At 63.7% G+C, this 14,140-nt stretch carries 5 protein-coding genes; all 5 read right to left on the bottom strand.

Annotated features, from left to right (window positions below; all coding sequences use genetic code 11):
• Nucleotides 1-4: 4 nt before the first annotated feature.
• On the bottom strand, nt 5-766 hold the full coding sequence (locus X739_RS142660; protein ID WP_023773337.1) for a heme ABC transporter permease: 762 nt from the start codon (nt 764-766) through the stop codon (nt 5-7).
• 104 nt (nt 767-870) lie between these two features.
• On the bottom strand, nt 871-2,643 hold the full coding sequence (locus X739_RS142665; protein WP_023773338.1) for a glucan ABC transporter ATP-binding protein/ permease: 1,773 nt from the start codon (nt 2,641-2,643) through the stop codon (nt 871-873).
• Nucleotides 2,644-3,015: 372 nt separating this feature from the next.
• Nucleotides 3,016-11,589, bottom strand: coding sequence for a glucoamylase family protein (locus X739_RS142670; RefSeq protein WP_023795580.1), 8,574 nt, complete (start codon nt 11,587-11,589; stop codon nt 3,016-3,018).
• A gap of 288 nt (nt 11,590-11,877) precedes the next feature.
• On the bottom strand, nt 11,878-12,456 hold the full coding sequence (locus tag X739_RS142675) for a HutD family protein (protein ID WP_023795579.1): 579 nt from the start codon (nt 12,454-12,456) through the stop codon (nt 11,878-11,880).
• A 10-nt stretch (nt 12,457-12,466) separates the two neighbouring features.
• The gene (hutU, locus tag X739_RS142680) at nt 12,467-14,137 is read right to left on the bottom strand and encodes a urocanate hydratase (RefSeq protein WP_023795578.1); all 1,671 of its coding nucleotides are present in this window, start codon (nt 14,135-14,137) and stop codon (nt 12,467-12,469) included.
• Between the last annotated feature and the right edge of the window lie 3 nt (nt 14,138-14,140).

The following is a 14,140-nucleotide window of genomic DNA, read 5'->3' as shown; positions in this document are numbered from 1 at the left end:
GGTTTTAGACCGGACTCTCCGCCTGCCGTGCCGCCACCCGCCGCATGGCTATCACCCGGCGGCGGCGGATTTCGGTGCGCATTGCCATCAGGTGCAGCGCGAAGAACAGCACGGTAAACCCGACAGCCATCACCAGCAGAGGCCAGAGCAGGCTCGGGTCGATGGTCGGGCCGCCGAGCCTGAACACCGAGGCAGGCTGGTGCAGCGTGTTCCACCAGTCGACCGAGAATTTGATAATCGGGATATTGATGAAGCCGACCAGCGTGATGATGGCGGCGGCCCAGGCGGCGCGGCTGGCATCTTCCAACGCGCGGGTCAGCGCGATGATGCCGAGATACATCAGGAACAGCACGAAGACAGAAGTCAGGCGGGCGTCCCATACCCACCAGGTGCCCCACATCGGCTTGCCCCAGATCGAACCGGTGATCAGCGCCAACGCGGTGAACACCGCTCCAATGGGTGCGGCCGACTTGAGCGCGACATCGGCCAGCGGATGGCGCCAGACCAGCGTACCAAGCGCGGAGACCGCCATCAGCGTGTAGCACATCATGGCGAGCCAGGCGAAAGGCACGTGGATGTACATGATGCGAACGGTGATACCCTGCTGGAAATCCTCGGGCGCGGTGAAGCTCATATAGAGGCCAATCGCGAGGATGAGCGCGGCGAGCGCGGCCAGCCACGGCACAAGCTTATCGGCAAGCCCGACGAACCGCGTCGGATTGGCGAGATCGGTCAAGCCGCTCAAGCGTGAGGTGGTGTCACTCATGCGACTTTACATAGACCGCCGAAGCGTTTGGGGCAATCGAGCGGCGGTGTCGCAGGTCTGGTCTTGCCTCCCCCCATTCGGGAGAAGGCGGAACCGTTAACGGCTCAGGCGGCCTCGCCCTGCACCGACCGGCTGAGGCGCCGGACTTCCTCGTCGTTGAGCAGGCCGCCGGCGCGCAGCAGGCTGGCGAAGCGGCCGTTGCGCAGCGACAGTTCGGCAAAGCCACCCATCTCGACCACCCTGCCCTTGTCCATGAACACGACCAGGTCGGCATCGCGAACGGTGGTCAGGCGGTGGGCGATGATGAAGGTGGTGCGGTCGCGGCGCAATTCGTCGATAGCCTCCTTGACGCGGTCCTCGGTCTCGACGTCGAGCGCGCTGGTCGCCTCGTCGAGCACCAGGATCGGGGCATCCTTCAGCACGGCACGGGCAATGGCGATGCGCTGGCGCTCGCCGCCTGAAAGCTGGCCGCCACGTTCGCCGACCACCGTGTCGTAGCCATTGCTCTTGGCCAGGATGAAATCCTGCGCCGCGGCCGCGGTGGCGGCGGCATGGATCTCGTCGTTGGTCGCATCGGCACGACCGACCCGGATGTTGTCCTCGATCGAGCGGTTCAAAAGCCCAGCGTCCTGGAATACGGTGGCGATCGAATGGCGCAGCGACTTGCGGGTCACCGTGCGCGTATCGATGCCGTCGATCAGGATCCGGCCGCTGGACGGCGAGAAGACGCGCTGCAGCAAGTTGATGAGCGTGGTCTTGCCCGCACCCGTCGGTCCGACGATCGCGACGGTCTGGCCGGCCTGCACCTCGAAGGACACATCGCTGACGCCCTGCCCCGAATTGGCGAACTCGAAGTTGACATCCTCGAAACGGACATGGCCGGTGACGTTGGCAAGGTCGCGCAAGCCGTCCGGCTCGGCGGTATCGGCGGCCGAGTCCTCGAGCTTGTAGAAATCCTCGAGCTTGGCGCGAGCTTCCGAAATCTGGTTCGCGAACGCCGACATCTGGTCGAGCCGTGAGATCAGCAGCGTGGCGAAGCCGGTGAAGGCGAGGACGTCACCGATGCGCAGCTGGCCATGAGTGACGAGATAAGCGCCGATCAGAAGCACCACCATCATCGAGATCGTCGACGACAGCCGATTGAGCGCATTGGCGATAGCCCACCAGTCGAGCACCGGGTTCTGCGCGTCGAGCAGGTTCTTGACGTAGCCGCGCAGCGCCTCGGCTTCATAGCCAAGACGGTTGTAGCTTTGCAGCACGGCGACGTTGCTCACCGAGTCGGTCACATGCGCGAACACCTTGTGATAGTGGCGCTCGACCGCGGCCTGGCCTTCCTTGGTGCGCTTCATCACAAGGCGGCCGATGCCGACATAGAGCACGCCGAGCACGAGCAGAACCATCGACATGCGCACATCCATGCTGAGGGCCGTCGGAACCAGCAGAACGAGCGCGACAGCCGTGGACAAATGCTGACGCATGAATTCGAGCCAAAGGCTGAACAGCGTCTCGACGGCGCGCAGCAGCGTGTGGAGGGCATTCGAGGTGCCGCGTTGATGATGCCAGGCGAGCGGCATGGTGATGACGCGCTCGAACGACTGGCAGAGCACTTCGCTGCGCCGGGCGTGCGCGAACCGGTCGGCGCCGCGCGCCACCAGTAGGAAAGCCATCACATTGAAGGCGCCCAGGCCGGCCCACACGGCGAGCGTGGAGAAAACGGAACCATGCGCGGAAATAGCGTCGATGACCCGGCCGAACATGATCGGCTCGAGGATCGCGATGGCTGCAAGAGCGACGTTGGCCGAACAGATCAGCGCGACGCGCTTCTTGTCGGCAGCCAGATACCCCAGCGCTCTCCAATAGATCTGCAGAAGTGACACTTCAGCTACTCCGCCAACGTTCTATTGTGCCCAATACCGATATTGTGCACCGCACCATTCCCTGACACGTAACGGTTGATGCGTCGCAAAACAATGCCCGTCTATCTCTTCCGTTCCCATTTAGCGAACAAAAGATGACGACGATACGAAATCTGGCGTGATCACCTAACGGTTTGAGATAAAAGGTGAAATGTCAGCCTTGCGGCAAAATCATGGCAGTGGTCGAGCGGTGCCACATTTTTAATCACGGTAGGCCGGCATGACTTTCGTCCGGGCGCCTGGCCAACGTCGTCAGCACCCCGCGCGCAAGTAAACAATGCACGAAGTCGCGCGTCCCGAAGGACGCGCGATCTGATCACTAGATAGCTGATTTCATGGCGGAATCTTGACCACAACCTCGGTCTGGTCACCAGCTTTTGGTGCGAAGGACGTCGATTTTGTCTTCGAACCATTCACTTCGAGCGAGATCGTCTTGGTCTTTTTGTCGCGAATGACCTGGACCTTGATCTCGGCGCCCAGCATCTTGAGTGAAGCCTGGTAGCCATCCCAGTGGCTGGGCAGCTTCGGCCGGAATGTGATCTGCTTGCCGCGCCGTTCAATGCCTAGGATGCCTTCGACCGCCGCCCGATAAAGCCAGCCCGCCGAGCCGGTGTACCAGGTCCAGCCGCCGCGACCTCCCTTGTCGTCCCCGGCGTAGATATCAGCCGCCACTACGTAGGGCTCGACGCGGTAGTGCTCGGCCGAGGCCTCGTCGGACGCGTGGTTGACCGGGTTCAGCATCGAGAAGCAGCGATAGGCTTCATCGGTCTGCCCCATCTCGGCCAGTGCAATGACGAACCATGTCGCCGCGTGGGTGTACTGGCCGCCATTCTCGCGCACGCCAGGCGGATAGCTCTTGATGTAGCCGGGGTCCTTCTGCGTCTTCGAGAACGGTGGCGTGAACAGTTTGACGATCTTGAGATGATCATCGACGAGCAGCTTAGTCGCCTGCTGCATCGCTGTCGTCGACCGCGCCGGGTCGCCCTCGCCCGACAGCACGCTCCAGGACTGTGCTATGGAGTCGATCTTGCACTCCTGCGATGTGCGCGACCCTAAAGGCGTACCGTCATCGAAACTGCCGCGCCGGTACCATTCGCCGTCCCATGCCGTGCTTTCAAGCGCCCGCTTCAGCGCGTCGGCATGCTTTGCCCAGGCCTGTGCGCGCTTGGTGTCGCCCTCGGTCTTGGCGACCGCGGCGAAGTCGCCCAGGGTCTTCAACAGGAACCACCCCAGCCACACGCTCTCGCCCTTGCCGTGTTCGCCGACACGGTTCATGCCGTCGTTCCAGTCGCCGCCAAGGATCAGCGGCAGGCCGGCTGGACTGCTGCGCTTGATGGCAAGGTCGAGCGCACGCGCGCAGTGGTCGTAGAGCGACACCGTCTTCTTCGAGATTTCAGGGGTGAAGAAGGCGTCGTGCTCGCCTTCACCCAGCTCCTGTCCGTCGAGGAAAGGCAGTTGCTCCTTCAGGATGGCGGCGTCGCCGGTTACCGTGAGATAGCGCGCCGTGGCGTGGGCGAGCCACACCACGTCGTCGGAGATCAAGGTACGCACGCCGGCGCCGGTGCGCGGCAGCCACCAATGCTGCACGTCCCCTTCCGGGAACTGCCGCCGCGCGGCGTTGAGGATCTGGTCGCGCGCCAGCGTCGGGTCATGCGCCAGCAAGGCGAGCGTGTCCTGCAACTGGTCGCGGAAGCCGAAGGCGCCGCTTGCCTGATAGAAGGCCGAGCGGGCGCGGATGCGGCAGGCAAGGCTCTGATAGGGCAGCCAGTGGTTGACCATGGCATCGAGTGCCTTGTCCGGCGTCTCCACCTGGATGGTGTCTAGGAAGGCGCGCCATTCGCGCTCATTGTCGGCAAGGCGCTGGTCGAAGTCCTTGCCCCGGTGCGTCTGCACCAACGCGCTCGCCTGCGCCGCGGAATCGGCATCGCCGAGCAGCCAAATAAGCGTGACGTCGGCGCCGGCCGGAATCTCGACGTCGCGAGCGATCGCCGCGCAAGGATCATCTCCGGCCTCGACGCGACCCGACAGGGCCGAACCGCTCAGCACCGCCTGTGGCAGCTCGCTGGACCCGTGCCGGCCGAGGAACTCGGCCCGGTCTGACGTCACCGAGTGGACGCCGGTGTCGGCGGCGAGGAAGGCCACCCGCTCGCTGAAATCGAGCCCGTAGGGATTTTGTGCCAGCAGCGCGCCGGTGGCCCCGTCGCGGGACGGCACTATGGTTGCCGCGGTGCGCGACCGATGCCCGCCAAGCACCCATTCGGCGTAAGCATAGACGCGCAGCCGAGCCGGTACCGGGCCGGAATTCTGGATGCGCAGCCGTGTGATCTTCACCGGATCGATTGGATCGACGACATGGGTCAGGTCCATCGACAACGGTCCGCGCTTCGAGCGGAAGGTCGAGAAGCCTTGGCCATGCCAGGCCTCGTAGGTCATCGCGGGATCGCGCACCATCGCTGCGAGCGGAGAGAACGCCTTGCCGCTGGCCTGGTCGTAAATATAGATGCCCTCGCCCGGTCGGTTGGACACCGGGTCGTTCGACCATGGCGTCAGCTGGTAATCGCGGCTGTTGCGGCTCCAGGTGAAGGCCGCCCCCTCGGCCGAGGTGTGGAAGCCGAACGAGGCGTTGGAGACGACGTTGATCCAGGGTTGCGGCGTCGTGCGCCGGCCGGCCAGGCGCACCACGTAGTGCCGCCCATCGCCGTCGAAGCCACCGAAACCATTCCACAGGCTGAGGCCGGAGCCATCGGCGCTGACGTCGGCCACAGCCTGCGAGGCAAATGCATGCATCTGCGGTGCGAGCGCCGCGATTTCGCGCGAACTCGGCAATCCTGCCGGCTGCAGGCCATCGCGCGTCTGCAGCGCGGCCGCCTCGGCCCGTTCGATCTGGTCGAAGATGGTGCCATTGCGCGTATGCAGCACAACCCGGGCGACGGCGAGCAGCGTCTTGTAGGTGGTTTCCTCCATCAGGTCGCGACGGACCGCGAAAATGTGCTGGCGGGGTCCGAGTTCCTTGCCGCGCAAGCGGCTGTTTTCGCACAGCGTCTCGACCGCGCGCTGCAGATCCTGGACATAGGAGGAAGCCTGCTCGTTGACGACGACGAAGTCGATCATCATGCCGCGGGTGCGCATATATTCCTGGAAGCGCAACGCCTGGGCTACGATCTCGAGATCGGCAACGTCGCCGATCCTGACCAGGAAGATCGGGTAATCGCCCGAAATACTGGTCGGCCACAGGCTCGACTGCTTGCCCAGCCCGGAAGCGATGGACTCGGCCGGCAACCGGAGGAACGGGTCGGGATAGATCAGATAGCGCGCCAGTTTCTGCACATTGGCCGCGTCGGTCAGACTGAGGCCCATATGGCGGGTCTGCACCTGGCTCCGCGTCCAGGCAAGCATCGCCTGCCGGGCAAAGCTCTCCTGATGGTCGAGCCGGTTTATCGCCTCCTCCAGCTCAGCACGGTTGGCCCCGACGACAGTCCAGAAGGTCAGAGATACCTTCTTGTTGGCGGGCACGCGCACCTGACGACGCAGCGAGGCGATGGGATCGAGCGTGAAGCCGGAATGGCCGCCAAGCCTGGCGCCTGGATCGAAGGCGGCAGCATCGACGATGGTGCGGCCACGGCCGATGAAGGCGCGCCTGTCGGTCTCGGCCTCGGCATCACGCGCCGGTCCCGACGGATCGGTGACGAAATGCACCAGCGTTACATCGGGCTCGCTGGTTTCACGCTTGCGGCGCGTGGCGAAGATCGCGCCGTTGTTGGCGGCGATTTCCGTTTCCACGAACATTTTCGAGAAGGCCGGATGCGCGTTGTCGGAAGCTTCCGAACCCAGGACCAGTTCTGCAAAGGACGTCACCTCGATGTGACGGTCGGATGTGCTCTCGTTGTAGAGCGTGATGCGACGGCCTTCGCCATTGCCCTCGGAGATGACGATGCACTCCACTTCGGAGCGCAGCGTGCCCACCAGCTTCACGAAGCTCGCCTTGTCATCGGAAAACAGGGCCTGCGTCTTTTCCTCGGCCGCGCGCCTCGGTTCCGAAGTCGCGGACCACCAGTCGCCAGTGGCGGCATCGCGCAGGAATATGTAGGAGCCAAGCCGATCCTCGACCGGATCGGGCTGCCAGCGGGTGACGGAAAGATCGCCCCAGCGGCTGTAGCCGGAGCCGGTTGCGGTCACCATCACCGAATAGCGGCCATTCGACATCACATTGGTCGAACGAAGCGCCCGCGCGGGATCGAGCACGATGCGGGTGTCGGGGCTCTCGGTCTCGGTCTCGTCCTTGGAGCGCTCGTCCGCCTCGGTGCGGACGGTGGCGGTCGGAATGTCGCGAGGCGCCCTCTCCTGCAGCAGCAATTCGGCCGATTCAATGACCGGATCGCTATGGAAGCGATCGCGTAGGCGACCTTCGAAGATGGCGTCGGCGACGGCGGCGATGGACATGCCCGAATGGTGGGCATAGTAGTTCAGCACGACCGCGTGGTTGGTGCCTTCCGGTACGCGCTGCGGCGTGAAGTCGACTGCATCATAATAGCCATGACGGCCAAGCGCGCCGATCTCCCGCAGCCGGGCCAGGTTCTGCACCGCTTCGCGCGGGTTGAACTGCGCCGCCATGATAGTCGCGTAAGGCGCAATCACCGTGTTCTGGCCGAGGCCGCGCTTTAGTCCCAGGCCGGGCACGCCGAAATTGGTATATTGATAGGTCAGTTCCCGGTCACGGGCGTTGTAGGCCGCTTCCGAAATACCCCACGGCACGTTCTTCTGGCGGCCATACTGCATTTGGCGCTTGATGATCAGCTTGCTCGTCTGGTTGAGGATCGAGCCTTGCGGTTCCTTCATCACCAGCGGCGGCATCAGATATTCGAACATCGAGCCGGACCACGACATCAGCGCGCCCTGGAAGCCGATCTCGACGATCGGGCGGCCAAGCCTGAACCAGTGTTCGGTCGGCAGATCGCCCTTGGCGATGGCGAACAGGCTGGTCAGCCGCGCCTCGGAGGCGAGAAGGTCGTAGCAGCTTTCGTCGAGCTGATGCTCCTCGACCCGGTAGCCGATAGACAAGAGCTTGCGCTCCGGCCGCATCAGGAAGGCAAACTCCATCTCGAAGGCGAAACGACGGGTGCGTTCGCGCAAGGTGAGCAGCTTGGCACGCAGAGCCTCGACGGCGTTTTCGTCGCTATGGGCGTCGTGGACGTGCGCCTCGCAGGTGGTTTCGAGCCTTGCCGTCCAGTCGACGATGACGTCGCTCTGCGGCGATGCGGCTTCGGTGTGAATGGCGGTGGCGAGCTTGCGGATTTCGCCGGCCAGCACGGCCAGGTTGATGGTGCGGATGGAGGCCATTTCCGGCTGCGCCTTGATCGTTTCGACGGCGCGCCGCATGCCGTCGAGGCGATCGACAAGGCGTTGGCGCAACGGCCGCAACTGACGGCGGTCGTCGGGCAGTTCATCGAGGCTTTCGCTCAGGATGGTCACCGTATCGAGGATGCCTTCGAAATCGCCCTGCAGGTGGACGGAAGGGGCTTCCGCCCATTCGGCGCAGGCAGCCGCCACCGCCACCAGGTGGCCGGCGAGATTGCCGCTGTCGACAGCCGAGATGTAGAGCGGATAGAGCGGCTTTAGCGTCGTGGTGTCGTACCAGTTGAAGAGATGGCCACGATGGCGCGGCATGCTCTCGATGGTGGTCATGGTGGCGTCGATGCGGGTGATGGCATCGGACAGGCTGATCCAGCCGAAATCGCGTGCCGAGACGACCGAGAGCAAGTAAACGCCGATGTTGGTCGGCGAGGTGCGCGGCGCGACGACTGGCGCGGGGCTCTCCTGGAAATTGTCCGGCGGCAGATTGTGATGCTCTGCCGTCACGAAGCTCTCGAAATAGTGCCAGGTACGGCGCGCCACGGTGCGCAGCGTGTGGATGTCGGCTTGCGAGATGCGCAGCCGGTCCTCGGTTTCCGCGGAGCGACTGATCCAACTGGCGATCGCCGGCGAGCCGATCCAGAACAAGGCAAAGAAGAACGCAACGAAGGCACCGGTGGAATCAGCCAGCACGGGAATGGCGAGGCCGACAAAGCCGATGATCACGGCGCCATACATCATGCCGTAATAGGAGCCGACATCGTTGTCGCCGGCTTTGTGCGCCTGCGAGGCGGTGCGCCATTCCAAGAGGTTTTGCCGGCTGACGAACAGCCGGTAGAGCGTGCGCACAATGGCATCGCCCATCATCCAGGCGTTATGTGCCATCAGTACGATCTTCAGCGCCACCATGGCGGTGCCGAAGGCGACGTCGCGCGCCAGAGCCGAGAAGTGGCCGCGCGGCGTCTGGTCGCCGCTTTTGGGCAGGATGGCGTTGACGATGTCGAAGGTCGGCGCCATGAACAGACTGAGGATCAACAATGCCTGCCACTGCGCGGCCTGCGTGAAGGGCAGCAAGGTCCAGCCGGCGATCGCCGCCATCACCCAGAAGATCGGCGTCAGCGAGCGGCGGAGATTGTCGACCATCTTCCAGCGCGACAGCGCCGGCACGCCGGAGCGCGGGTTGAAGATGTATCCCAAAAGTTGCCAGTCGCCGCGCGCCCAGCGATGGTGGCGCGAGGCATCGACCGAGTAGCGGGTCGGGTAATCCTCGACCAACTCGACGTCGGTGACCAGCGCGGCGCGCGCCAGCGCGCCTTCGAGCAGATCGTGGCTGAGAATGGTGTTTTCCTCGATGCGGCCCTGCAAGGCGGCCTCGAAGGCATCGACGTGATAGAGGCCCTTGCCGGTGAAGGACCCGTCGCTGAAGACGTCCTGATAGAGGTCCGAAACAGCGAAGACATAAGGATCAAGGCCGCGATTGGCCGAGAACACGCGCTGGAAGAACGAGGCTTCATCGCCGCTGGTGAGCGAAGCGGTGATGCGCGGCTGCAGGATGGTGTAGCCGGCGGTGACGACGCGCCTGGTGGCGTCGAAATGCGGCCGGTTGAGCGGATGGCATAGCTTGCCGACTAGGCTCGATACGGCATCACGGGTGGTGCGGGTATCGGCGTCGAGCGTCATCACATGGACGACTTTTTCAGGCAGCGGCACTTCGAGCGGCAGGAAGGTGGTATCGCTGTCGCCACGCAGCAACAGGTCGAGTTCGTGCAGTTTGCCGCGCTTGCGCTCCCAACCCATCCAGGACCCTTGAGCGGCATTGTAGAGCCGGCGGCGGTGCAGGATGTAGAAGCGCGGCGCGCCTTCGGAGGGATGGCGCGCATTGAGGCGGGCGATTTCGGCGCGGGCGAAGTCTAATATCTCGGTGTCGGCCGCCTCGATCTCGATCTTGCTGTCGGGCCAGTCCGAAAGCAGCGCGAAATGGATCTCGTCCGCCAGATTGGCAAGATAATGCACTTCGATGTTGCGGATGTTTTCCTCGACATCGTCACGCGAGCCGATCAGCGACGGCACGACCACCAGGGTGCGCGCCTCGGGCGGCACGCCGTGCCTGTAGTCATAGCCGATCAGGCGTGTCGGCTTGAGGAATAGCGAGACCACGGTGTTGAAGAAAGCGAGCGCGCCTTCGCTGGCCGGCACGGCAAACAGAGCTAGCATCAGCACGATCGACGGCACCGACAGGCCGAGATTGGAAAGGGCGTTGCCCGACAGGACGAGCAGCAGGACGGTCAGGGCGAAGACGGGCAGGACGATGCCAAGCCATCCGGTCTTGGCGAAGGTCCGCTTGACCATCTGGCTGATCGTTGGCCGATAACCGATCGTCTTTTCGAGTTCCAGCCGGCGCGGGCCAACGAGATAGAAACCGACATCGGTGTGGACGGCTGCAGCCTCGGCATCAACCCCTTCGCCGGCACTAACAGCATGGCCGGCGAGTTCGATGGCTTTTTCGGCGACACGGTACTCCGACAGATTCGAGCGGCGTGCCAGTTCCTCGATCGCGGTGCGGTATTGATCGCGCGAGAAGAAGTCGAGCGCCGCGAAATCGGTGCGCTCGCGCAGCACGGTATCGATGCGGCTGACGCCTTCGAACCACACCGTCCAGTCGACGTCGTTGATGAGGCGCAGGCCGCGGACGATGTTGCCGGTGGTCACATTGCCGCTGGACAACGTCTGGTGCTCGGAAATGATGATTTCCTCGGCATCCGAGCCGGTCTTCTCAAGTTCGCCTTCCAGCCACTCCAGCGCCTTGCCGGCATTCTGCGATCCGTCACGCAGGCGGTAGAGAAGCTGAGTGGCGAAGGTGGTGTCCTGTGCATGCGCGCTGAAATTGGCAAGGATCGCCTGCCGGTCCGGATTGTCGTCGGTCGCAAGCACCTTGTCGGCCACATCGTTGGCGATCTGGCGCATCTGGCGGGTGCGGTTGACCCTGACCGCCAGGCGGCGGAGGTTCTCGATGAGCACGAAGCGCAAAAGGGACGGCAGGGCCCAGAGTTCGCCGATTTTCAGCGGCTCGACCGACTGAAAACCCTGGACGATGGACTTGAACATGGTCGCCGAGACGGAACTGTCGGAATGCGCGACATAAGTCCAGGCCAGCGCCAATGCGCGCGGCACGGTGCCGCCATCGGGCAGTTTCAGCGTTGGCAATTGCCGGTAGAAGCGGCGCGGCAGGTCGCGTTTGACCTGGAAAATGGTTTCCTCGATCAGATAGTTGTTGTCGAGCAGCCACTGCGCGGCCGGCGTGATGGTTTCGCCCCTTCCCTGCGCGGCATTGGTCGACCGGTAGACTTCGAGGATCTTCTTGGCGCTGTCACGGATGCGGGCCTGGAAGTCGAACGGGATCAGGCCGAACAGATCCGTCAGATCGCCCTTGGCCAGGCTCTCCCCGAGTAGCCGGAGCCGTTCCTCCGGCAGGAATACCGATCGTATCGGCTCTTCCGTGATGGCCGGGAAGCTCGCGCTTGTCTTCTCGATCTGGGCTGGGTTCGTCTGAATATTCATTGAAAATTCCGTAAGCGGGCACTCAGCGGCGTCACCGCCACGGCAATGGCCCTAAAACCGGTTCAAATGCAATCGGTTGCATCCACCCCTATGCCGAAAGTTTGTTTCCGCACCACGACGGAGCGTCATCTTTCGACCGACTCAAAGACGAGCGCCCCTCGCTCCCGTCGGGACCGATCGACGGAGAGGATTCGGGCTTTTTCGTGATGCCACCGTCAGCTTACGCTATATTTCGCCGGCATCGCGATCATGTTTGGAAACAGGCGGTAACCGTTGGCGGTAAACGCGTCAGGCGGCCCCCCTTATGCGGACCAAGAAAAGGGTCGCATCCGGGGCGGGCTCTACCCGCAAGACGGAAACATCCGGCCCGAGCAGCAGGGTGTCGAGCGGCCCGAGGCGGAGAGGAGCGGCGCCGGCGAAAACGGCATGGCCTCTGTGGCAAAGGATCAGGGTGGAACAGGCCCCGGTCGAGATTTCCACAGGCGCCGAAACCGGCAGGCGTTCGACTTGATGCAACACGCGGCCGCGGCGGGTCATGACGTTGAGATCGGTGATCGGGCCGGCGATCAGCGCGGCACTTGTCGGCTGGTCGGCTGGAAAGGAAAAAGGCTGGGAAGCCGCTGTCATCCGCTCGGGCGGAAGGCCGGCGACGTCAAGCACGATCCCCTCGCCTTCCAGCACGGACAGGGTGCGGTCGATGCCGGCAAAGCTGGAGAACGGCCCGCTCGTCTCGACCCGAGCCATCGAGACGCGCCATTCGAAATCGTCGAGCCCGGCGCCAGCGGGCGAGACGGCGATCTCGGTCGTCGTACCGCCGCCGTTTTTCCACGGCATGACGCGGTAATCGGTGGCACGCAGAATGCGCATGACGCCAGCGCTAGCCTAGAATGCCCGGTAGGTTGAGCTGGTGCTCCTTGGCGCATTCGATCGCGATGTCATAGCCGGCGTCGGCGTGGCGCATGACACCGGTCGCCGGATCGTTCCACAACACCCGTTCCAGGCGCCTTGCAGCATCCGGCGTGCCGTCGGCGACGATGACCATGCCGGCATGCTGCGAGAAACCCATGCCGACGCCGCCGCCATGATGCAGCGACACCCAGGTGGCGCCTGAAGCTGTGTTGAGCAACGCGTTGAGCAGCGGCCAATCGGACACGGCGTCCGAACCGTCCTTCATCGCTTCCGTCTCGCGGTTCGGCGAGGCGACCGAACCGGAATCGAGGTGATCGCGGCCGATGACAACGGGCGCCTTCAGTTCGCCCTTGGCCACCATCTCGTTGAAGGCGAGACCCAGCCTGTGCCGGTCGCCGAGGCCCACCCAGCAGATGCGCGCCGGCAACCCCTGAAAGGAAATCCGCTCACGGGCCATGTCCAGCCAATTGTGCAGATGGGTGTTGCCGGGGGTGAGCTCGCGGACCTTGGCGTCCGTCTTGTAGATGTCCTCCGGATCGCCGGAGAGAGCTGCCCAGCGGAACGGGCCGATGCCGCGGCAAAAGAGCGGGCGGATATAGGCCGGCACGAAACCGGGGAAGGCAAAGGCGTTTTCAAACCCTTCATCCTTGGCGACTTGGCGAATATTGTTGCCATAGTCGAGCGTCGGCACGCCGGCGTTCCAGAATGCGACCATCGCCTCGACATGTTCGCGCATGGAGGCGCGAGCCGCCTTCTCGACCGCCCTGGGGTCGCTGACACGCTTTTCGCGCCACTCGGCCATCGTCCAGCCCTTCGGCAGATAGCCGTTGATGGGGTCGTGGGCCGAGGTCTGGTCGGTGACCATGTCGGGGCGGATGCCGCGACGGTACATTTCGGGCACGATCTCGGCGGCGTTGCCTAGCAGGCCGACGGACTTCGCCTCCCCGGCCTTGGTCCAGCGCTCGATCATTTCCATCGCTTCGTCGAGCGTCTCGGCTCTCTCGTCGACATAGCGGGTGCGCAGGCGGAAATCGATCGAGTCGGGATTGCATTCGATCGCCAGGCAGCAGGCGCCTGCCATGACGGCGGCCAATGGCTGGGCTCCGCCCATGCCGCCGAGGCCGCCGGTCAGGATCCATTTTCCCTTGAGATTGCCGCCATAATGCTGGCGGCCGGCCTCGACGAAGGTCTCGTAGGTGCCCTGCACGATGCCTTGCGTGCCGATGTAGATCCAGGAGCCGGCCGTCATCTGGCCGTACATCATCAGGCCCTTTCTATCGAGCTCGTTGAATTTCTCCCAGGTCGCCCAGTGCGGCACCAGATTGGTGTTGGCGATGAGCACGCGCGGCGCGTCCGGGTGGGTGCGGAACACGCCGACCGGCTTGCCCGACTGCACCAGCAGCGTCTCGTCCTCGCCAAGCGTCTTCAGCGACGCAACGATTTGGTCGAAATCGTTCCAGGTCCGCGCCGCCCGGCCGATGCCGCCGTAGACGACCAGTTCGTTGGGGTTTTCGGCAACATCAGGGTCGAGGTTATTCATCAGCATGCGCAGCGGCGCTTCGGTGGTCCAATACCTGGCATTGAGCTTGTCGCCGCGCGGCGCGCGCACTTCGCGTATATTGTGACGGGGATTGTTCATTAT

Source organism: Mesorhizobium sp. LNHC209A00 (assembly GCF_000502915.1).
Lineage (GTDB): Bacteria > Pseudomonadota > Alphaproteobacteria > Rhizobiales > Rhizobiaceae > Mesorhizobium.
Note: the sequence above shows the minus strand (reverse complement) of the source record. Positions and strands in the feature narration are given on the sequence as shown.